The sequence below is a fragment of the Massilia sp. LMS1-1-1.1 genome (assembly GCF_040815535.1).
GTDB classification, from domain to species: domain Bacteria; phylum Pseudomonadota; class Gammaproteobacteria; order Burkholderiales; family Burkholderiaceae_D; genus Janthinobacterium; species Janthinobacterium aestuarii.
The window spans coordinates 787400-806124 of record NZ_JBFPNG010000023.1; the positions used below are offsets into that span (position 1 = coordinate 787400).

At 64.0% G+C, this 18725-nt stretch carries 22 protein-coding genes; 10 read left to right on the forward strand and 12 right to left on the reverse strand.

Going from position 1 to position 18725, the window contains the following annotated elements:
* Window positions 1-28: 28 nt before the first annotated feature.
* The gene (gene yfcF / locus MRBLMS1_RS18565) at window positions 29-667 is read left to right on the forward strand and encodes a glutathione transferase (RefSeq protein WP_485880951.1); all 639 of its coding nucleotides are present in this window, start codon (window positions 29-31) and stop codon (window positions 665-667) included.
* Here the strand turns inward: yfcF and MRBLMS1_RS18570 are convergent.
* Entirely contained in the window at window positions 618-1826 is a 1209-nt protein-coding gene (locus tag MRBLMS1_RS18570) for a multidrug effflux MFS transporter (protein WP_485880953.1), read from the reverse strand. The two genes, yfcF and MRBLMS1_RS18570, sit on opposite strands and share 50 nt — an antisense overlap.
* Before the next feature lie 125 nt (window positions 1827-1951).
* Here MRBLMS1_RS18570 and pdxR point away from each other — a divergent pair, with 125 nt between their 5' ends.
* The 6 genes from pdxR (at window position 1952) to ung (ending at window position 6680) form a co-directional block, all read left to right on the forward strand.
* Window positions 1952-3424 carry a MocR-like pyridoxine biosynthesis transcription factor PdxR gene (gene pdxR, locus MRBLMS1_RS18575; protein WP_485880955.1) on the forward strand — a complete coding sequence of 491 codons (1473 nt, stop codon included), beginning with the start codon at window positions 1952-1954 and terminating at the stop codon, window positions 3422-3424.
* Window positions 3425-3499: 75 nt separating this feature from the next.
* Window positions 3500-4204, forward strand: coding sequence for a lipoyl(octanoyl) transferase LipB (gene lipB, locus MRBLMS1_RS18580; RefSeq protein ID WP_034752485.1), 705 nt, complete (start codon window positions 3500-3502; stop codon window positions 4202-4204).
* A gap of 37 nt (window positions 4205-4241) precedes the next feature.
* Window positions 4242-5249 carry a lipoyl synthase gene (gene lipA / locus MRBLMS1_RS18585; RefSeq protein WP_034752483.1) on the forward strand — a complete coding sequence of 336 codons (1008 nt, stop codon included), beginning with the start codon at window positions 4242-4244 and terminating at the stop codon, window positions 5247-5249.
* Between the two features lie 122 nt (window positions 5250-5371).
* Window positions 5372-5641, forward strand: coding sequence for a type II toxin-antitoxin system Phd/YefM family antitoxin (locus MRBLMS1_RS18590; protein ID WP_128140656.1), 270 nt, complete (start codon window positions 5372-5374; stop codon window positions 5639-5641).
* Window positions 5622-5927, forward strand: a complete 306-nt coding sequence (locus MRBLMS1_RS18595) for a Txe/YoeB family addiction module toxin (protein WP_456148085.1) — start codon at window positions 5622-5624, stop codon at window positions 5925-5927. Before MRBLMS1_RS18590 ends, MRBLMS1_RS18595 begins: the two co-directional genes overlap by 20 nt.
* Before the next feature lie 90 nt (window positions 5928-6017).
* Window positions 6018-6680: a uracil-DNA glycosylase gene (gene ung, locus MRBLMS1_RS18600; RefSeq protein WP_485880959.1), complete on the forward strand. Its 663-nt coding sequence runs from the start codon at window positions 6018-6020 to the stop codon at window positions 6678-6680.
* Window positions 6681-6748: 68 nt separating this feature from the next.
* On the opposite strand, the gene MRBLMS1_RS18605 is transcribed toward ung, so the two are convergent.
* The 4 genes from MRBLMS1_RS18605 to MRBLMS1_RS18620 form a co-directional block, all read right to left on the reverse strand.
* A complete protein-coding gene (locus MRBLMS1_RS18605) occupies window positions 6749-8905 on the reverse strand; it encodes a TonB-dependent receptor (RefSeq protein WP_485880961.1) in 2157 nt (718 codons plus the stop codon).
* A 90-nt stretch (window positions 8906-8995) separates the two neighbouring features.
* On the reverse strand, window positions 8996-9343 hold the full coding sequence (locus MRBLMS1_RS18610) for a hypothetical protein (protein WP_485880963.1): 348 nt from the start codon (window positions 9341-9343) through the stop codon (window positions 8996-8998).
* A gap of 68 nt (window positions 9344-9411) precedes the next feature.
* Window positions 9412-10233, reverse strand: coding sequence for a helix-turn-helix transcriptional regulator (locus MRBLMS1_RS18615; protein WP_485880965.1), 822 nt, complete (start codon window positions 10231-10233; stop codon window positions 9412-9414).
* Window positions 10223-10768: a YbhB/YbcL family Raf kinase inhibitor-like protein gene (locus MRBLMS1_RS18620; RefSeq protein ID WP_485880967.1), complete on the reverse strand. Its 546-nt coding sequence runs from the start codon at window positions 10766-10768 to the stop codon at window positions 10223-10225. The genes MRBLMS1_RS18615 and MRBLMS1_RS18620 overlap by 11 nt, the downstream gene beginning before the upstream one ends.
* 221 nt (window positions 10769-10989) lie before the next feature.
* On the opposite strand from MRBLMS1_RS18620, the gene MRBLMS1_RS18625 reads away from it, so the two are divergent.
* Window positions 10990-12147, forward strand: a complete 1158-nt coding sequence (locus MRBLMS1_RS18625) for a PepSY-associated TM helix domain-containing protein (protein WP_485880969.1) — start codon at window positions 10990-10992, stop codon at window positions 12145-12147.
* Window positions 12148-12231: 84 nt separating this feature from the next.
* Entirely contained in the window at window positions 12232-12654 is a 423-nt protein-coding gene (locus MRBLMS1_RS18630) for a PaaI family thioesterase (protein WP_034782761.1), read from the forward strand.
* Between the two features lie 106 nt (window positions 12655-12760).
* Here MRBLMS1_RS18630 and MRBLMS1_RS18635 read toward each other — a convergent pair whose 3' ends face one another.
* The 7 genes from MRBLMS1_RS18635 to MRBLMS1_RS18665 all read right to left on the reverse strand — a co-directional run bounded on the left by MRBLMS1_RS18635 (window position 12761) and on the right by MRBLMS1_RS18665 (window position 17650).
* Window positions 12761-13456, reverse strand: coding sequence for an anti-sigma factor (locus tag MRBLMS1_RS18635; protein ID WP_485880972.1), 696 nt, complete (start codon window positions 13454-13456; stop codon window positions 12761-12763).
* Window positions 13453-14043, reverse strand: coding sequence for a sigma-70 family RNA polymerase sigma factor (locus MRBLMS1_RS18640; protein ID WP_034752469.1), 591 nt, complete (start codon window positions 14041-14043; stop codon window positions 13453-13455). The genes MRBLMS1_RS18635 and MRBLMS1_RS18640 overlap by 4 nt, the downstream gene beginning before the upstream one ends.
* Window positions 14044-14135: 92 nt before the next feature.
* Entirely contained in the window at window positions 14136-14657 is a 522-nt protein-coding gene (locus MRBLMS1_RS18645; RefSeq protein WP_034752467.1) for a peroxiredoxin family protein, read from the reverse strand.
* An 82-nt stretch (window positions 14658-14739) separates the two neighbouring features.
* Window positions 14740-15423 (reverse strand): BON domain-containing protein, encoded by a 684-nt coding sequence (locus MRBLMS1_RS18650; RefSeq protein WP_139092136.1) that lies wholly within the window; start codon window positions 15421-15423, stop codon window positions 14740-14742.
* Entirely contained in the window at window positions 15416-16012 is a 597-nt protein-coding gene (locus MRBLMS1_RS18655; RefSeq protein ID WP_034752465.1) for a phosphoheptose isomerase, read from the reverse strand. The genes MRBLMS1_RS18650 and MRBLMS1_RS18655 overlap by 8 nt, the downstream gene beginning before the upstream one ends.
* A gap of 57 nt (window positions 16013-16069) precedes the next feature.
* On the reverse strand, window positions 16070-16429 hold the full coding sequence (locus MRBLMS1_RS18660; protein WP_128140648.1) for a YraN family protein: 360 nt from the start codon (window positions 16427-16429) through the stop codon (window positions 16070-16072).
* 9 nt (window positions 16430-16438) lie between these two features.
* On the reverse strand, window positions 16439-17650 hold the full coding sequence (locus tag MRBLMS1_RS18665; RefSeq protein WP_485880975.1) for a penicillin-binding protein activator: 1212 nt from the start codon (window positions 17648-17650) through the stop codon (window positions 16439-16441).
* A 165-nt stretch (window positions 17651-17815) separates the two neighbouring features.
* Here MRBLMS1_RS18665 and rsmI point away from each other — a divergent pair, with 165 nt between their 5' ends.
* Complete coding sequence (gene rsmI / locus MRBLMS1_RS18670; RefSeq protein WP_128140647.1) at window positions 17816-18724, forward strand: 16S rRNA (cytidine(1402)-2'-O)-methyltransferase; 909 nt, start codon at window positions 17816-17818, stop codon at window positions 18722-18724.
* Window position 18725: the final 1 nt, after the last annotated feature.

The window sequence follows — 18725 nt, forward strand, 5'->3', positions numbered from 1 at the left end:
CTGTTCACTTATCCACAGGAAACCCACTATGTCCCTCATTTTGTATGTCGACCGCAACCGCATCAGCCCGTACGCCCTGTCCGCCTTTGTCGCCCTGAGCGAAAAGCGGGTTTCCTTCACCGTGCAGGACGTCGACCTGGACGCGGGCGCGGCGCGCCAGCCGCCGTTCAGCACCCTGAGCCTGACGCAGCGCGTGCCTGCTATCGACCATGATGGCTTTATCGTGACGGAATCGAACGCCATTGCTGATTACCTCGACGACGTCTTTGCCGCGCCCGACTATCCATCCGTGCTGCCGCGCGACGTACGCCAGCGGGCGCGGGCGCGGCAAGTGCAGGCGTGGCTGCGCAGCGATCTGCTGGCGCTGCGCAACGAGCGCGATTCCACCGTCGTGTTCCACCCGTCCCGCGCGGACCATGCGTCGCTGTCGCCGGCGGCGCAGGCCGCGGCCGCCAAGCTGCTGCAGATCGCGGGCGAACTCGTGCACGGTGACTACCTGGCTGGCGCCTGGAGCATCGCCGACACGGATCTGGCCCTGATGCTGTTGCGTTTGATCAAGAGCGGCGAGCCCGTACCCCCTGCCCTGCGCGACTATGTGCTGGCCCAGTGGCAGCGCGCTAGCGTGCAGCAGTGGCTGGCGCAGGTGCCGTTGCCGCAACTGGCTTAGTCAGCCGCCACACGAGGGCAAAGGCCGCGCTGGCGGCCGCCGTCACCCACAGCAGCGGCTTTTCGCTGCCGTCCGTGATGGCGGCGATGACGGCGCCGCAAGCGGCCGTGATGAGCATCTGCACGAAGAAGAACAGGCCCGAGGCGCTGCCCGCCTGGTCGCCATACGGCTGCAGCACGGCCAGCTGGCAGGCGGGAATCGCCATGCCCACCGACACCATCACCAGCAGCATGGGCGCCACCAGCGAGGCCACGTGCTGTGGCGCCAACGTACCCGCCAGCAACAGGCTGGCTGCGCCCGCCACATTGATCAGCACCGCCACGCCCAGCATGTAATCGGCGCCCAGGCGCGGTCCCAGCGCGCGAAACAGGCTCGAGCCCGCGATATAGCCGCTGACCGTCAGCGCGAACATCAGCGCATATGCGTGCGGCGACAGATGCATGCCCCTTTGCAACAGCACGGACGATTCCGCGATGAACGGGAAATACGTGCAATACACGCAGCCGATGGCCAGCGCATAGCGCAGGAAATACGCATCGCCCAGCAGGCGGCGGTACAGCGCCAGGGTATTTCCTTGTGGTACGACGCTGGCTGGCCTGGTTTCCGGCACATACGCGGCGATCAGCCCCAGCGACAGCGCCCCCAGCAGGCACAGCACGCCAAACACGGCGCGCCAGCCGAATGCCGCGTCGAGCACGCTGCCGGCCAGCGGCGCGAGGATAGGCGACAAGCCCATCACCATCGAGATTCTCCCCAGCATGCGCGCCTGCGTGGCGGGATCGAAGCGGTCGCGCACCATGACCCGGCCGATGATGGTGCCGCTGCAGCCGCCGAACGCCTGCAGCACGCGCGCGGCGATCAGCACGTGCACGTCGCTGGTCACGGTGCAGACGATGCTGGCGAGCACATAAATGACCGTGCCGGCCAACAGCACGGGACGGCGTCCGTAGCGGTCGGCCAGTGGCCCGCAAGCGAGCATCGAAGCGGCCGAGCCGGCCATGAACAGGCTTAAGGTCAATTGCAACTGCGCATCGCTGGCATGCAGGGCATCGGCCATGGCTGGCAGCGAAGGTAAATAGATGTCGATGCTGATGCGCGACAGGCAGACCAGCAGCAGCACGATGCCGCCCCAGGCCCATACAGCGATTTGTTTCTGCATTGTTGTACTCGATCCATACAAGCGTGCGCCCCGCTGGCGCACCGGAACGGTGAGAGTAGGATGGTTGTGGTGTAATGCGAAGTGCCACTCATCAGAAAACTCATTGGACCACTTGGACGATTATCATGCCGCGAGGAAAATCACCGCACGCCCTGGACTTGCCTCGCCCGACCAGCTGGCTCGACAAGGAAGGCGTCAACAAGCAGGATGGCGCGTATGAAGCGCTGCGCTCGGCCATCCTGACGAAGATGCTGCCGGCGGGCAGCCGTTTGCCGTCCAGCCGTACCCTGGCCGAACGGTGGGAGTTGTCACGCGGCACCATCGAAACCGTGTTCGACCGCCTGCACGCGGAAGCGTATGTGACCCGCGTGCCCGGCTCCGGCACGCGCGTGTGCGCCGTGGTGCCGGAACGTTTTTTGATGGCAGGATTTGGCGATGCCGCTCCGGCCACGCTGGCTGTGGCGCCGGCTCCCGCTTCGGACACGGGCGTGCGCGACGGCTTGCCGTTTGTTGCGCGGCGCGCCGACGCCAGCCTGTTTCCCATGGCCGCCTGGTCCAAGTGCGCCACGCGGGCGCTGGCCGCCGTCACGCCGGAGCAGCTGTGCAGCGCCGAGCCGGCCGGCCTGCCCCAGCTGCGCCAGCAGATCGCCGACTTCCTCGCCAAATACCGCGGCATCCGCTGCGACCCGCAAGATATCGTCGTCACGACCGGCATCCGCCACGCGATCGACTTGCTGGCGCGCGGCATCGTGCGCGACGGCGATAAAGTCTGCCTGGAAGATCCCGGCTATCCGGCCGCGCGCGCCCTGTTCGCCCTCGCGGGCGCCGTGCCCGTGGGCATTGCCGTCGACGCCGAGGGCATCGATTGCGCCGCCCTGGCCGCGCACGCGGACGCCTGCCTCGCCTACGTGACGCCGGCGCACCAGTCGCCGCTGGGCGTGACCATGTCCGTCACGCGCCGCCTGGCCTTGCTGGAATGGGCGAACGACAATGGCGCCTGGGTGGTGGAAGACGATTACGACAGCGAATTCAATTACCACAGCGCGCCGCTGGCGGCCCTGAAGGCGCTGGACCAGTACCAGCGCGTGATTTACTGTGGCAGTTTTAATAAAACCCTGTTTGCCGGCCTGCGCGTGGGCTTTATGGTGCTGCCGCCCGCTCTGCGCCCGCAGTTGCTGCGCATCGTGCAGTTGACGGGCCGCTCCGTGGGTGTGACGGAACAGCTGGCGCTGGCCGCCTGGATGGAGGAAGGCGCCTTCGTGCGCCATTTGCGCCAGGCGCGGCTGGCCTACAAGGAGCGGCGCGACCTGTTGCTGGCCTGCCTCGAGCAGATCGCCCCCGGTCGCTACACCATCACGGGACAGCAGGCGGGTTTCCATTGCGTGCTGTGGCTGCCGCCAGACAGCGATGAACGGGTGTTTTGCGCGCGCGCCGCGCAGGAAGGGCTGGCGCTGCAGCCGCTCGGCGATTTTTGCCATGGCGCCAGGCTGGCGCCGGCCGTGCTGCTCGGTTATACGGCCTTGAGCCTGGCCCAGGTACGCCACGCTGCACAAAAATTGGGCAGATTGCTGCTGTTGCCAGAGTTCGCCCCGGAATGAAATGGCCGCCTGGCTTATAATCACGGCTTCGCCGCAGCGTCCGCAGGGCGCCGGCAGCTGATTACAGAATCTGTCATGACCACCACCCGCACCGAAACGGCGCTGATCCGCGAGCTGGGCCGCGTCGATTACGAGCCCACCTTTGCCGCCATGCGCACCTTTACCGATGCGCGCACGACGGACACGCGCGACGAACTGTGGATCGTCGAGCATCCGCCCGTGTTTACCTTGGGCCTGGCGGCCGACCGCGGCCATCTGCTGGCTGGCGCAGATGCGATTCCCGTGGTGCAGACGGACCGGGGCGGCGAAGTGACGTTCCACGGTCCCGGTCAGGTGGTGATTTACCTGCTGATGGACTTGCGCCGCAACAAGCCGGGCGGCAAGCTGTATGCGCGCCAGTTCGTGCATAAAATCGAGCAAGCCATCATCAACGTGCTGGCGGCGTATAATCTTGCTGGCGAGCGCATCGATGGCGCGCCTGGCATCTATATTGCCGGCGGACCAGACAAGGGTGCGAAGATCGCCGCGCTGGGCTTGAAAGTGCGCGGCAACGGCTGCACCTACCATGGCGTATCGCTCAACGTGGCGATGGACCTGGCACCGTTTTCCTGGATTAACCCTTGCGGCTATTCCGGTCTGAAGACGGTGGACATGCGCAGCATGGGCGTGGTGGCGCCGCTGGCCGAAGTGCAGCGGGCCCTGGCCCATGAATTGACCGTATTACTCGATGTAAGCGAAGCAAACAGCGCCGCAGGCGCGCCTCAGGCAGCGGATGCCTGAGCAAACAAACCAACATGCCCGTTAAGGGCTTGCAGCCATGACTTCTGAGACCATTTCCAGCACCGCCCCCGCCGCTCCCGCCTACAACCCGAGCGAAAAGCAAAAAGGCGCCAGCAAGACGTCGCGCATCCCGATCAAGATCATTCCGATCGAGCAAGTCGAGCGCCTGAAAAAGCCGGACTGGATCCGCGTCAAGGCCGCGTCGGCCTCGACCCGTTTCTATGAAATCAAGGACATCCTGCGCGAAAACAAACTCGTCACGGTGTGTGAAGAAGCCAGCTGCCCGAACATCGGCGAGTGCTTCGGTAAGGGCACGGCCACCTTCATGATCATGGGCGACAAGTGCACGCGCCGCTGCCCGTTCTGCGACGTCGGCCACGGCCGTCCTGATCCGCTGGATAAGGAAGAGCCGGCCAACTTGTCGAAAACCATCGCCAAGCTGCGCCTGAACTACGTTGTCATCACCTCCGTCGACCGCGATGACTTGCGCGACGGCGGCGCCGGCCATTTCGTCGAGTGCATCCAGCAAACGCGCGCCCTGTCGCCGAATACCCGCATCGAAGTGCTGGTACCCGACTTCCGCGGCCGCCTGGAAAAAGCGTTGCTGTTGTTCAAGGATGGCTTGCCTGACGTCATGAACCACAACCTGGAAACGGCGCCGCGCCTGTACAAGGAAGCGCGTCCCGGCTCCGACTACATGCACTCGCTGAAGCTGCTGAAAGATTTCAAGGCCATGTATCCGGACGTGAAAACCAAGTCCGGCATCATGGTCGGCCTGGGCGAGACGGACGAGGAAATCCTGCAAGTCATGCGCGACATGCGCGAGCACGACATCGACATGCTGACCATCGGCCAGTACCTGGCGCCATCGAACAGCCACTTGCCCGTGCGCCGCTACGTGCACCCGGACGTCTTCAAGATGTTCGAAGAGGAAGCGTACAAGATGGGCTTCACCCACGCCGCCGTGGGCGCCATGGTGCGCAGCTCGTACCACGCGGATGAACAGGCGCACAGCGCCGGCGTGGAATCGGCGCTGAATTTCTAAGCACCTTGCGCCGTATCAAAAACCGTCCGCTTTAGCCGGGCGGTTTTTTTTGCCTGATTGAGGTGATGTACAACATCCTGTACAATTATTGACATGTACTTTCAAGGGAGCGGTGGCACGGCATGAATATCCTGACTTTCAGCGAGGCGCGCGCGGGCCTGAAAAGCGTGATGGACGACGTCTGCAACGACCACACGCCCACGGTGATCACTCGCGTGAATGGCGAACACGTGGTGATGCTGTCCTTGTCGGACTACAACAGCATCGAGGAAACCCTGTATTTGCTGGGCACGGCCAAGAATGCCAGCCGCCTGATGGCGTCCGTGGCGCAGATCAGGGCGGGCAAGGCGACGCCCAGGGAATTGGCGCGGCATGAAAAACAGGAAGACTGAGAACAAGCAGCAGGCGCATGCCGCCGTGCTGGCCTGGACCGATCATGCCTGGGAAGATTATCTGTTCTGGCAAGAGAGCGACCTGAAAATCCTGCAAAAAATCAATGGCTTGCTCGACGAATGCCTGGCCGACCCCTTCAAGGGCACAGGCAAGCCGGAACCGCTGAAAGGCGATCTGACTGGTTTCTGGTCGCGCCGCATCGACCGCCAGCACCGGCTCGTGTATCTGCCTGACGCGGGCTGCATCTACGTGGCCGCGTGCCGTTACCACTACGACGACAAATAAGTTTTGCCCAGCCGTACCGTAACGCGGTGACGGACGTGACGCGGCTATACTGATCGATGATGTTTTAAAAGCATGATTGACGGGGGAGCCATGGACGTACGCATCGACGCATCGTGGAAGGCGCGGCTGGAGGGCGAGTTTGCCCAGCCCTACTGGGAACGCCTGGCCGCGTTCGTGAAGGAAGAGTATGCGGCGGGGCCGTGTTTTCCACCGGGTAAAACCATCTTCCGGGCGTTCGACCTGACGCCGTTCGAGCAAGTCAAGGTCGTGATCCTGGGGCAAGATCCGTATCACACGCCCGGTGCGGCCATGGGGCTGTGCTTTTCGATTCCCGATGGCACGCCGCCGCAGCCTAGCCTGCAAAATATCTTCAAGGAGTTACACAGCGACATGGGCGTGGCGCGCACGCGCACGGATTTGTCTGACTGGGCCGAGCAAGGCGTGTTTCTGCTCAACAGCGTGCTGACGGTACGCGCCGGGGCGGCCGGCTCTCACGCGGGCAAGGGGTGGGAAAAATTGACGGATAGCGCCATCCGCCACCTGTCCGCCGAGCGCAATAATCTCGTGTTCATCCTGTGGGGCGGTTATGCGCAAGCCAAGCGCACCCTGATCGATCCTGGCAAGCACCTGGTGCTGGTGGCGCCGCACCCCTCTCCTTTGTCGGCCAGCAAAGGTTTCTTTGGCAGCAAGCCGTTCAGCCAGGCGAATGCGTATTTGCAGGCGCATGGCCAGGAAGGCATCACCTGGGGATAAGTCATGAAATAGTACGGCAACCGACAGCGGCAGGCGTTGCTCCCTGCCGCTGTCTTCGCGCGTAACGGTTAAAAGCTGGTTGAGAGACCTGCATAGATGCTGCGGCGGGCGCCGTACTGCGGCGCACCCACGCCCACGCCGGAACCGTCGCGCAGCAGATACGATTTGTCGAACAGGTTGATCAGGGCCAAACGTCCTTCCACTTTGCCGACCGGCGTGTTTTTCCACGTATGTGTGAGCGCCGTGTTGACGGTGAAATAGCCGGGCAAATGGCCGGAATTCGGCGCGCCGCCGTCCGGGGTCATGCGCAGGCCGCTGCCGTAGAGGAAGTCAGCGCTCACTTGTGAATCGCCAAAGTGATAGTGTCCGCCGCCCGACAAGGTGTATTTCTGGTCATGATCGAGGTAGACATAGTGTTGGCTGATGTAGTTCAACTCATCGGCGCCAAACAGGGCCTGGCCCGAATTGATGTTGCGTCCCTGCGCCTTTTGCGTGCTGGCGTTGAGGAACAGGCCCCAGTTTTTCTCGCTGTAGATGGCCGATAACTCCAGGCCCTTGGCGTAGCCGTCCGCGTAATTGAATGGCGTCAGGATCAGCGCCTGGCCGAACTGGCCTTCGTCCAGCAGGTTGTTGATCTTTTTATAGTACACATCGGCCGTCACGGTCAGTTTTGAATTGACCTGGTGGCTGATGCCCACGTCGTAGTAATGCGTGCGCTCGGCCTTGACGTTGTCCGACTGGCCGATTTCCGGCGCATTCGTCGTGTTCGCATACAGGTCGATACTGCCTTGCGCGGCCAGTTCCTGCGGCGGCGGCGTGAAGTAGCGCGAGTAGCCGGCGTGCAGGGCCGTGCCTGGCGCGATCTGGTAGGCCAAGTTGACGCGCGGGCTCCATTGCTGCTCGCTCGTGTAGGCCGAGACCTTGTCGAAGCGGGCGCCATAGTTCAGGGTCAAAGGCTTGCTGATATGCCATTCATCCTGCAGGTAAAAGCTGGCCAGGGTGCCCGTTTTGCCGCTGTTGTCCAGCACCGTGATGGGCGTGGTGGACGTTTGCGCGCCATCGATCGCGGGGAAGACGGCCACCGTGTTGTCGCTGGTCGTCTTCTGGCGCGTGTAGGCCAGGCCCGCGCGCACGGTGTGGTCCTGGTGCAATTTGTAGCTGATGTCGAACTGGGCACCGGAGGCGCTGTTCGCGCGGCGCGAGTCCGAAGCTACGCCGTTGTAGATCAGGTCGCCGATGGAGTCCGGCGTGAAGTGCAGTTCCGAATACTGGTGGAAGGCTGACACCTGGTAATTGACGTCGCCCAGGCTTTTTTGTAGCGACAGCACGAGGAAGCGGTTCACTTCGCGCTGGTTTTCATTGAGCTGGGACGACGGTAACGTGGACGTGCCCGCCTGCGCATCGCTGTGGCCATCGAGACTGAAAGCGGGCGCCTGGTTCGGGTTGTTCGGGATCTGGAAGCGGCCGTTATAGGTGCCGAACATGGCGCCCAGGCGCGTATTGTCATCGAGGAAATACGACAGGCTGCCGAACGATTTGTTCTGGCGCGTCTTGTCGTGCAGAGCGCTGCGCGTGTCTTGCGGGTTTTCCACGCCCAGGGAGTTACCGAGGTAGCTGCCGGACAGGTAGTAATTGAACTTGCCCACGCTGCCAAAAAATTCGGCACTCGGCTCCACGTGATCGTGGCTGCCGACCATGATGCCGATGCGCCCACCCGGCGTCATGCCACCCTCTTTCGTTTCAATATCGACAATGCCCGCCGTGCGCAGGCCGAACTGGGCCGGCAACGCGCCCGTCATGAAATCCGTTTTGTCGATCAAGCGTGTGTCGATCGACTGGCCGAAGCCGGTGATGCTTTCCGGCAGTTGCACGCCATTGATGCGGTATTGCACGTTGGCATGGTCGTCGCGCACGTGCAAGGCGCCCGAGCCTTTCGAATCCTGCGAGACGCCCGGCAGGCGCAGCAGCACTTCATTGAATGGCGTGTTGTCGCCCTGGCCCAGCATGTCGACCATGTGGCTGTCGATGCTGTAGATGGTGGTGCCGACTTTCGGCGACAGCTCGATGCGCGCGCTTTTCAGGTGGGCAGAGGTGACTTCGACCTTTTGCATGTCCTGGGGGGCAGCATCGGTATTGGCCTCGGCAGGCTCGGCGGCGTGGGCGGAAACGGTGAACAGGCTGGCAAGGGCGAGCGACAGCGCGCTCAGGCGTGGTGTGTGTTGCATGATGAACCTCAAAATAGTCAACGCCAGGCGGCCCGGCGCGCATGATCGCGCGGCTAGGGGCAGCCTGAAAAAGGAAAAACAGCGTGGGAACTACAGTGAGGCGGCAGGCGGGCCGCGCACGGGCGGCAGAACGAGGGCGGTGATGGGCGCCAGGGTGGCGGGCGCGATGGCCAGCAAGCGGTATGGCAGTAACTGGGCGGGTGGTGGCTCGGTGATGGCCGGCGGTACGGCGATGTCGGCCACCTTGTCGATGGCCGTGGCGCACAGCGCGCACTCTTCCGCGTCGAGCGACGTCTTGTGCAGGTGCGAGGCGGCCGTCGACAGCAGGAACACGAGGGCCAGCGCACTGAACAGCGCCACGCACAGCCGCCACGGCGTGCGCGCGAGGGCGGCGGCACCGTGATGAGCAAGCTTGCGGGTGGGCTGGCGGGAAGACATGGGCGCATAGTAGCAAGAAAATCGCCCCATTGTCAGCGCTTGTTGCAATTGATTTGCGCTAGAGGGAGCTACAGGGTGGCGCGTAGTGCGCGCGGCGACAGGCCGTAGTGCTGGCGGAAACGGGCCGCGAAGCGCGATGGCGAGGCATAGCCGCAGGCGGCCGCGATGTCGCCGATGGGTAAGATGCCAGATTGTAATTCCTGCAAGGCCAGTCCCAGCCGCACGTCTTCCAGGATGGCGCGGAAATGCCGCTGTTCCAGTGCCAGTTGGCGGCGCAGGGTGGACGCGCCCAGGTGCAGATGGCTGGCGACTTTGGCCACGCTCCAGTCGGCGCCCGGGTCCAGCAGCAGTACTTGCTGCACGCGCGCAGCCAGCGGATCGCGGCGGTCCAGCAACAGCGGGCCGCAATGGCCGCCCAAGGCCAGGGCCAGCAGCAAGCCTTCCGCCTGGTGCGCCAGCAGCGCAGGCGGTGCGCTACTCGCCAGGCTGGCCATCAGCTGGTCCCAGGCCAGTGCCGCATGCACGTCGAGTGGCACGCACAGGCTGGCCGTGGCCGCCTGGCGCAGCTGGGTATCGACGAGGCCGCCATGGCGCGTGCGGAAACGGGCGATCAGGGCCGGTGAAAAACTCAGCACTTCGGCCCGGTAGCCTTGCGCGCCGGGCAGGTTGGCCACGCCCAGTTCCTGTCCCGCCGGCATCAGCACCACGTCGTGCGTGCCGGCGCGGGCCTGGCGAGCGCCCCATTCCAGCAGCTTCGTTCCCTGCCGCACGCGGCACAGGGCGCTCTGGAAGACGGGCACGCGGCGCAAGGTTTGCGCGCGGCGCGCCTCGATGGTGCCGTGGGCGATGCGCAGCTCGCTCAGGGCCACCGCGTCCATCTCATCGGCCATACAGTCCCGTCAGCTGCGCCTTGCCCAGCGCGTTGGCGTTGAGCATGTAGCCGAGCATGGCGCCGCTGGCGTGCTGGTCCAGCGGCAACTTGTCCGTTTTCAGCGCCCACACGGTGATCTGGTAACGGTGCGCCTTGTCGCCCGGTGGCGGGCAGGCGCCGCCGTAGGCGCTGTCGCCGTAATCGTTGCGTCCTTGTATGGCGCCCGCCGGCAGGGTGCTGGCCGTGGCGCCGCCTGGCAAGGACGTGGTGCTGGCAGGCACATTGAACACGCTCCAGTGCCACCAGCCGCTGCCCGTGGGCGCGTCCGGGTCGTACAGGGTGACGGCGTAGCTTTTGGTGCCGGCCGGCGCGCCGTGCCATGACAATTGCGGCGACAGGTTGCCGCCCGTGCAGCCGAAGCCCTGGAATACTTGCGCCGGCGCCAGGGTCTGGCCCGGCGCGATGTCGGTGCTGGTGACTGTGAAATCGGCGGCGTGGGCGCCCAAGTGCAGAGCGAGACCCAGCGTGACGGCGAGCAAACGGCAGGTGGTCATGGTTTTCCTTTCGATGAAGTATAGGGGAAAGTGTATGTCGTGCAACAGTTACCCGCGATGCCGATGCGCTCGATGATGGTGCCAAAACGCTCGTTTCTACCTGATTTCAATGTTCCCATGAGCGTGTTGTTGCGTTTGCCGTTTCCTGCCTGTGCATGATTTTCACTGCGGAGCTTTCATGCTATCGTTCTGCAGCCCAAATTTCCCCGAGTCGCCTCCCCATGTCCAAACGCCCGATCAAGTGGTTGTTCGCCAAGCTGCACCTGTATGCGGGCCTGTGGTTCGGCGCCCTGTTCGTTTTGCTGGGTTTGACGGGTTCCGCCATCGCCTGGATGCCGGAGCTTGACGCGTACCTGAATCCGACCCTGTTGCAGGCGAGCACGCCCGCGCCCGGCCAGGTGTTCCAGGTGACGCCGCGCACGGTGCAAGCGGTGGTGGACGGGCTCGCGGCCGACCCCGCCTACGGCAAGCCGGCCCAGCTCAATCCGCCCGCCGATGCACGCGACGTGTACGTGGCCTCGTACCGCCAGGCCGGCAAGCCGTCTGCCTTCAGCCAGGCCATCGTGCGCCAGGTGATGGTCGACCCTTACACCCTGCAAGTCAAAGGCGAGCGCGACTGGGGGCGTTTCGGCCTCACGCGCCCGCTGCTGATGTCGGGCATGTTTCATCTGCACCGCTATTTATTGTCCGGCGAGGTGGGCAAGACGATTACCGGCATCTCGGGTGTGCTGTTGCTGCTGATGGCCTTGAGCGGCATCTACCTGTGGTGGCCGCGCCTGCAGTGGGCGGCCATCAAGCGCGCGCTGACGGTGTCGCATGGCGGTTCCTGGCCCCGCTTCAATTACACCCTGCACAAGGCGGCGGGCTTTTTTGCCGCGCCCGTACTGGCCGTGCTCGCTTTTTCCGGTATCTATTTCAATTTGCCGCAGCTGATCGTGCCGCTGGTGGAGCTCGTGTCGACGGCGCCGGACAAGGCCAAACTGAAAAATCTGCGGCAGGACGGCGACCTGCTCGATGCTGGCCAGGCCATGGCCGCCGCGCAACAGCTGTATCCGCAGGCACGCGTGTCGCGCATCGTGCTGCCGGCCAGCAAGGACCAGCCGTATGACGTGCGCGTGCGCCAGCCCGGTGAAATCGCCGAGGGCGACGGCGCCACGCGCATCACCTTGGACGCGCGCAGCGGCTTGCCCCTGCGCATACGCGATCCCTTGCGGGCGCCGGCCGGAGACGTCTTCCTGGGCTGGCAATTCCCCCTGCACTCGGGCCAGGCGTTTGGCGTGGCCGGGCGCAGTTTTATTACCGCCTTCGGCCTGATGCCGCTGCTGTTCATGCTGACGGGGACGCTGGTGTGGTGGAAACGGCGGCGCGGCCGGAAATAAGCGGTCGCCAGACCGTTGCCGGGAAAGTTGCTATCATCATAGTATTTTCCGGCGTATCCCCGACTCACCCGCACAAGGACCAGCATGAGCAATCCCGAGATCACCGTAGCAATGTTGAATGAACGCGGCACGGGCCGCCTGCCCGGCCACCTGGGCATCGTCATCACGGAAGTGGGCGACGGCCAGCTGACGGCGGAATTGCCCGTGCTGCCGCATTTGCTGGCGCCGAACGGCTACCTGCATGCGGGCAGCGTGGTGACCCTGGCCGACACAGCTTCCGGCTACGGCTGCATCGTCAACCTGCCTGAAGGCGCCAGCAATTTCACGACCATCGAACTGAAATCGAACCACCTGGGCACGGCCCGTGAAGGCACGCTCACCTGCACGGCCAAAGTCGAACACAAGGGCCGCAACACGCAAGTGTGGGATGCCGTGGTGAAAAGCAAGGAAACGGGCAAGACGATTGCCTTGTTCCGCTGCACGCAGATGATTCTGTATCCCAAATAAATCGACACCCTAAATCAACTGCTGGGGTCAGACCCGGCGGGGGAATTTGTCCCAATGGGGCAAATTCCGATCCCGAAGGGACTGACCCCGGATTTTTGCCTTCGGGTTAGATTTTCACCCAGTTACCCTTGTACAAGATCGGTCCCGTCGGCCCATTCGGATTCGGCGAACCGCCTTTCGGCTCCAGGGTGACGGCCAGCAGGGCCACGTCGCTGCCGATAGCGCGCTGGGACAAGGCCAGTTTCACGTTGCCCTTGTCTGCCAGTAAGCCCAGGGAGCGCGGGTTGCCGCTCTTCGGCACGGCCCACAGTTCCAGATCTTTATCGCTCGGCACGGGTGCGTTGCCCACCATGCGCACTTCGAGCGCGCCGTGGCGGCTGTCGGCCGTCAGCAGCAGGGCCGTTTGTGCTTTCTCGTCCGTCAAGCTGGCTACATAGCTGATCTGCGGCGCGTCCATCATGCGCGTGGCCACGACGATCACCAGCAGCGCGGCGATGGCGCTCGAGGCCATGCCCAGCGAACGCCAGAACGACAGGGAATCGCGGAACCAGGACCAGCCGCCCTGCGGCGCCAGGTGCAAGCGTTGTTCGATCTGCTGCCACACGCGCTTGGGCGGCGCCACGGGCGTGGCAAATTCGGCCATCGGTTCCAGGCGCTGGCGCCATTCGGCGGTGATATTGCGCAAGTCGGCGTCGTTGTGCAGCCAGCCTTCGAAGCGCCGCCGCGCGCCCCCTTTCAGGGTGCCGAGCACGTATTCGGAGGCCAGTTTCTGGCGCAGGGTGTCATTGCCGCGGATATTCATGATGCCTCCCGTTTCGCCAGACACGTGCGCAGCCGTTCCAGGCTGCGGCGTATCCAGGTCTTCACGGTGCCGATCGGCAGCGACATCTGCTGCGCCACTTCGCTGTGCGACAGGTCGTGATAGAACGCCAGGGCGACCACCTGCCGGTGCAGCCCCTCCAGGGCGGACATGCAAAACGCCAGCGCCTTGGCGTCACCGCTTAGCTGCAGTGACTCGATCGGCGTGGCCTGGGGGTCTCGGAGTGCATTCATGACTTCGCTATCAAACTGTTCGGCATCGATTTCCACGGTATCGTCGCTGCGCCGCAGCACATCGAACGCCTTGTTGCGCACGATGGTGGCCATCCAGGTCATCGGCGCCGCCAGATGGCTTTGATACGTGGCGGCGTTGTTCCAGATGGCGACGAAACCCTCTTGCAAGGCTTCTTCTGCGAGCTCTTGCTTATGCAATATACGCAGCGCGAAGCCAAACAGTTTCGATGAGGTGGAGTTATATAGCTGGCGGAACGCGGTGGCGTCCTTGTTGCCGGTGGCGAGCAGCCAGGTTTTCAGTTGCTGCGGGTCGAGCGATTGAGCGGCTAGGGGCACGGCTGGCCTTCACAAGGTGAGTGGGATCACGCCTGGGAAGGTTATAACAGGTTGATAACACTTGGCAACAAGGTTTTGTGCGGTGCCGAGCCTTAACCGGCGATAGCCGTTTCCAGCAACTTGTGCAGTTCCGCGAATTCCGGCTTGCCCACGTAGCGCTTGAGGATCTTGCCCTGCTTGTCGAGCACGAAGGTGGTGGGCGTGAGGGCCACGTCGCCATAGGCCTTGGCCGCTTCGCCCGTCACGTCGAGCGCCACCTTGAACGGCAGCTGGCGCGTTTCGGCGAAGTTCAGCACGTAGTTGGCCGGATCGTATTTCATGGCCACGGCCACGAATTCCAGTCCCTGCCCCTTGTACTTGTTGTAGGTGTCGACCATGTCCGGCATTTCCGCCACGCAGGTGGTGCACGAGGTGGCCCAGAAATTGACCATCACGACCTTGCCGCGCAGGCTCGCCGACGTGATTTTCTCGCCATGGATGCCGTGGAAGGTCACGTCCGGCGCGCTTTGCTTGTCATTGAGCGATAGATAAGCGGCAGCGGCCACGCCTGCCACGAAGACGGCGATCAGGGCTGGCTTGACCCAGGACTTGCTTGCGGATGGCGAAGTTGACATGGTTTTTACTTGAAAAGCGCGGCGATGCGGCCATTATAGCCATATCGCCGCATCAAAGCCGTAGGTCAAACGGAGGAGGCGCTTATTGCAGCGCCGTGTCGCCAGTGCTGGTGGTGCGTGCTGGCGCCGGATCGGGCTGCAGCTGCTTCAGTTCCGATTCCGAAATGTAGTCGAACAGCTTGACCACTTTCTGCACGCCGCCCACGCCGCGCGCCACGTCGGCCGCGACCGTGCCTTCGCGCTGGGTGACCCGGCCCATCAGGAAGACGGTGGCGTTTTCCGTGACGACCTTGAACGAGGCGGCCGAGATGGTTTTCATGTCGACCAGGCTGGCCTTGACCTTGGTGGTGATCAGGGCGTCGTTCGAACGCGAGGTGTAGCTGGCCGGACCGGCGATGATCAGTTCATTGGCCACCGATTCCACGCCTTCGATATTGCGCACTTCGCGCTCGACGGCATTTTTCATCGCCTCGTCGCGCACTTCGCCCGTCAGCAGGACGCGGCGGTTGAAGCTGGTGACGTTCACATGGCCCACGTCGCCGGTGATCGATGGGATGCGCGACTCGCCTTTGACGGCGATCGACTTGTCTTCGGTCTGGGCGCCCAAGGTGCGGCGGTCCGCTGCGGCAACGCCGCCCATCACCGCGCCGCCGACCATCAATTCGATGCAGCCGGTGAGCGAGGTGAGCATGGCGCCGCACAGCAGTGCGGTGGCCAGCGGGCGTTGTACGCGTTTCCAGCCTGGGCCAGTACCGAATTTAGTCATTCACGTCTCCTCCGAATAGCGCGACGTCGATGCCGTCGCAGATGCAATGTATGGTGGTCAGGTGGACTTCCTGGATGCGCGCCGTGCGCTCGGCCGGCACGCAGATATGCACGTCGGCGTCCGTCAGCATCTTGCCGATGGCGCCGCCGTCCTTGCCCGTCAGCGCCACGACGCGCATTTCGCGCTCGAGCGCCGCTTCCACGGCGGCCATCACGTTGGCCGAATTGCCCGACGTGGAGATGGCCAGCAGGATATCGCCGGCCTGGCCGAACGCTTGCACCTGCTTCGAGAAAATCTCGCGGTAGCTGTAGTCGTTGGCCACGGCCGTCAGGATCGACGTATCCGTCGTCAGCGCCAGGGCCGGCAGCGGAAAGCGCTCGCGTTCGAAGCGCCCCACCAGCTCGGCTGCGAAATGCTGGCAGTCGGCGGCGGAACCGCCGTTGCCGCAGGCGAGAATCTTGTTGCCGTTGGACAATGCATAAAACATCAGGTCGATCGCCTGCGCAATGGGTTGCGCCAGTACGGTGGCTGCCTGGATCTTGAGTTCGGCACTTTCGTGGAAGTGCGAGAGGATGCGTTGATTATTCATAGTCTGCCGATTATAGTGCAGGCGCGCGGCATGGCGGACAAGCACTGTTAAAAATGCTTACATATCGAGGATGTTCTTCAGCCAGCTGATGCGCCCGCCATCGATGGCCAGCGCGTCGAAACGGCACGGCGGCACGGTTTTTTGCCCCAGCAGCCAGGTTTGCGCGGCCACGACCATGCGCCGCTGCTTGGCTGGCGTGATGCTGGCCAGGGCGCCGCCGAAGGCTGCACTGCTGCGTAGCCGCACTTCGACGAAGACGACCGATGCGCCATCGCGCATGATCAGGTCCAGTTCGCCGCCCTTGCACAGATAGTTACGTTCCAGCAGCACCAGGCCTTGCAGCAGCAGATACGCGAGCGCATCGTCTTCCCCTTGCCGTCCCCGTGCCTGTTTATTCTGGAAAGGCAGGGGTGGCATGGCGTGTCCTTATTGGGCCGGCGGCACGGCGACAGGCGCCGGCGCGGCCGGTGGCCAGGTGCCCAGCACGCCTTGCTGATAGGTGGCGGCCTGTTCCGTGCGTTCGAATATGCTTTGCTCATTCTCGAAGCGCACGGCCAGGCGGCCCGTTACGCCATCGAGCGTGAATGGCGCGTTCGGGCGCAGCGCCACTTCGCGCGCCACGCGGAAGGCGTCGATGCCCAGCGCGTACAGGCGTTCCATGTCGGCCGTCAGCCGGGTGTCGGCCGGTTGCGGCGGCTGCGGATACACCATCACTTGCGGATGCTCGCGCTGCACTTGCCATGGCAGGTCCAGCAGGCGCGCGCCGTCGAGCTCGGGGCCGCTGGCGCCGCGTCCGGCGCCGGGATTCAAGGACGAGGTGCCATACAGGGGCAGATCGCTGCCGATGGCCACGCGCAGCTGGCGCGCCTGGTCGGCGTCGAGCGCGGCAAACAGCAGGCCAGGCGGCGTGGCGGCCAGGCGCGCGCGCAGCTGTACCAGCTCGGCATCGCTCAGGTAGCCATTCGTGGCCGTCAAGTCCATCGCCTCGATCTTGCCGCCCTGGCGCAGCCATTCCTGCTTGAAGGCGGCGCTGATGCGGCGCTGCGAGGGCGAACCGGCCGACAGGATCAGTGCGCTGGCGCCCGGCTGTTCGCTGGCGGCCCAGGCGGCGACCTGGCGCGCTTCCGCCTCGATCGACAAGCCCATCACCAGCAGCTTGGCCGGCAGGCGTGCTTCGCCGCGGTTGTCGGGGTGGTTCAGGGCGATCGTTGGCTTGCGTACCAGGTCGCTGTTGGCCACGGCCGTGACGGCCGAGCGCGGCAAAGGACCGACGACGATATCCTGCTCTTCCTGTGCTTGCGCAAATTTGTTCAGCACGTCGCTGCTGCCGTCGCCCGTGTCGATCACCGTCACTTCAAAGCCGCTGCGGTCGCGCTCGTACGCGGCCATGAAACCGGCGCGCAGCAGTTCGGCGGCCGGCCCCAGGGAGGCGGAGCGCAGCGGCAGCAGCAGGCCGATGTGGTGGACCTTGCCGTCGGATGGCGCCGGCGCCGTGGCGGCCGGCATGTCCTGCTGCGTGCCGGTCGCCGGCTTGGTATTGATGGGCGCCAATGGGGCGCCGTTGCCGTCGTAGGCGGTAATATCGGGTACGGCCACGGCAAACGTCACCGGTTCGGGCGCGGGCGGCTTGGGCGGCACGGGCGGCGGCAGCGGCTTCGGTGGGGGCAGCGCCCTTGTGTTAGATTCAATAGGCGCGCACAATTGCCCGGGCGCGTCGCAAGGCGTGCTGCAAGCGCTCAGCATGCCGGTCGCGGCACAAACAAGCAGTAACTTCACACTATTAGCAAGCATTTAACCTCCAAAATGACCGTACAAGAAATCAGTTCCATCGCCAGCCTGCCCATCATGACAGAGGCGGCGCACCAGGTCTATCCTATCGCAACATTGTATATAGTGGCCACGCCGATCGGCAATGTGACCGATATCAGCCTGCGCGCGCTGCATTTGCTGAGCCTTGCCGATGCCGTCGCCTGTGAAGATACGCGCAACACGGCGCACCTGCTGACGCGCTTTGGCTTGAACAAGCCCCTGATTGCGGCGCATCAACATAACGAGCGCGAAGTGGCGCAAACCCTGATCGCCCGCCTGCAGGCCGGCGAGCGCATCGCCCTCGTTTCCGACGCCGGCACGCCCGCCGTGTCCGACCCCGGTGCGCGTATCGTCGACGCCGTGCGCGCGGCCGGCCTGCGCGTGCTGCCCCTGCCCGGTCCGTCGGCGGCGATCACCGCCATTTCCGCCAGCGGCCTGTTGAACGACCAGTTTTACTTTGTCGGCTTCCTGCCCGCGAAAGCCAAGCAGCGCGAAAACATGCTGCACAGCCTGCGCGGCGTGACGGCCACCATGGTGTTTTATGAAGCGCCGCACCGCATCCTCGATTGCGCCACGGCCCTGGTGGAAGCGTTCGAACCGACGCGCCAGGTGGTGTTCGCGCGCGAACTGACGAAACTGTTCGAGGAAATCCACCGTTGCCCCCTGTCGGAAGCGGAAAGCTGGATCCGTGCCGATGCGCACCGCGAAAAGGGAGAATTCGTCGTCCTGCTCGAAGGCGCCACGGAAGCGCAGGACGCGGAAGACGTGGAAGCGGAGCGCATCCTCAATATCCTGCTGGCCGAATGCAGCGTCAAGCAGGCGGCGAATTTGACGGCACAGATCACGGGCCGCAAGAAGAATGCCCTGTATGAGCGGGCGTTGCAGTTGAAGGGGCAGGAATAAG

What these genes read in the sequence shown, in the direction of transcription:
- yfcF (WP_485880951.1), top strand. Translation starts at nt 29, where the DNA reads ATGTCCCTCATTTTGTATGTCGACCGCAACCGCATCAGCCCGTACGCC.
- MRBLMS1_RS18570 (WP_485880953.1), bottom strand. Translation starts at nt 1,826, where the DNA reads ATGCAGAAACAAATCGCTGTATGGGCCTGGGGCGGCATCGTGCTGCTG.
- pdxR (WP_485880955.1), top strand. Translation starts at nt 1,952, where the DNA reads ATGCCGCGAGGAAAATCACCGCACGCCCTGGACTTGCCTCGCCCGACC.
- lipB (WP_034752485.1), top strand. Translation starts at nt 3,500, where the DNA reads ATGACCACCACCCGCACCGAAACGGCGCTGATCCGCGAGCTGGGCCGC.
- lipA (WP_034752483.1), top strand. Translation starts at nt 4,242, where the DNA reads ATGACTTCTGAGACCATTTCCAGCACCGCCCCCGCCGCTCCCGCCTAC.
- MRBLMS1_RS18590 (WP_128140656.1), top strand. Translation starts at nt 5,372, where the DNA reads ATGAATATCCTGACTTTCAGCGAGGCGCGCGCGGGCCTGAAAAGCGTG.
- MRBLMS1_RS18595 (WP_456148085.1), top strand. Translation starts at nt 5,622, where the DNA reads ATGAAAAACAGGAAGACTGAGAACAAGCAGCAGGCGCATGCCGCCGTG.
- ung (WP_485880959.1), top strand. Translation starts at nt 6,018, where the DNA reads ATGGACGTACGCATCGACGCATCGTGGAAGGCGCGGCTGGAGGGCGAG.
- MRBLMS1_RS18605 (WP_485880961.1), bottom strand. Translation starts at nt 8,905, where the DNA reads ATGCAACACACACCACGCCTGAGCGCGCTGTCGCTCGCCCTTGCCAGC.
- MRBLMS1_RS18610 (WP_485880963.1), bottom strand. Translation starts at nt 9,343, where the DNA reads ATGTCTTCCCGCCAGCCCACCCGCAAGCTTGCTCATCACGGTGCCGCC.
- MRBLMS1_RS18615 (WP_485880965.1), bottom strand. Translation starts at nt 10,233, where the DNA reads ATGGCCGATGAGATGGACGCGGTGGCCCTGAGCGAGCTGCGCATCGCC.
- MRBLMS1_RS18620 (WP_485880967.1), bottom strand. Translation starts at nt 10,768, where the DNA reads ATGACCACCTGCCGTTTGCTCGCCGTCACGCTGGGTCTCGCTCTGCAC.
- MRBLMS1_RS18625 (WP_485880969.1), top strand. Translation starts at nt 10,990, where the DNA reads ATGTCCAAACGCCCGATCAAGTGGTTGTTCGCCAAGCTGCACCTGTAT.
- MRBLMS1_RS18630 (WP_034782761.1), top strand. Translation starts at nt 12,232, where the DNA reads ATGAGCAATCCCGAGATCACCGTAGCAATGTTGAATGAACGCGGCACG.
- MRBLMS1_RS18635 (WP_485880972.1), bottom strand. Translation starts at nt 13,456, where the DNA reads ATGAATATCCGCGGCAATGACACCCTGCGCCAGAAACTGGCCTCCGAA.
- MRBLMS1_RS18645 (WP_034752467.1), bottom strand. Translation starts at nt 14,657, where the DNA reads ATGTCAACTTCGCCATCCGCAAGCAAGTCCTGGGTCAAGCCAGCCCTG.
- MRBLMS1_RS18650 (WP_139092136.1), bottom strand. Translation starts at nt 15,423, where the DNA reads ATGACTAAATTCGGTACTGGCCCAGGCTGGAAACGCGTACAACGCCCG.
- MRBLMS1_RS18655 (WP_034752465.1), bottom strand. Translation starts at nt 16,012, where the DNA reads ATGAATAATCAACGCATCCTCTCGCACTTCCACGAAAGTGCCGAACTC.
- MRBLMS1_RS18660 (WP_128140648.1), bottom strand. Translation starts at nt 16,429, where the DNA reads ATGCCACCCCTGCCTTTCCAGAATAAACAGGCACGGGGACGGCAAGGG.
- rsmI (WP_128140647.1), top strand. Translation starts at nt 17,816, where the DNA reads ATGACCGTACAAGAAATCAGTTCCATCGCCAGCCTGCCCATCATGACA.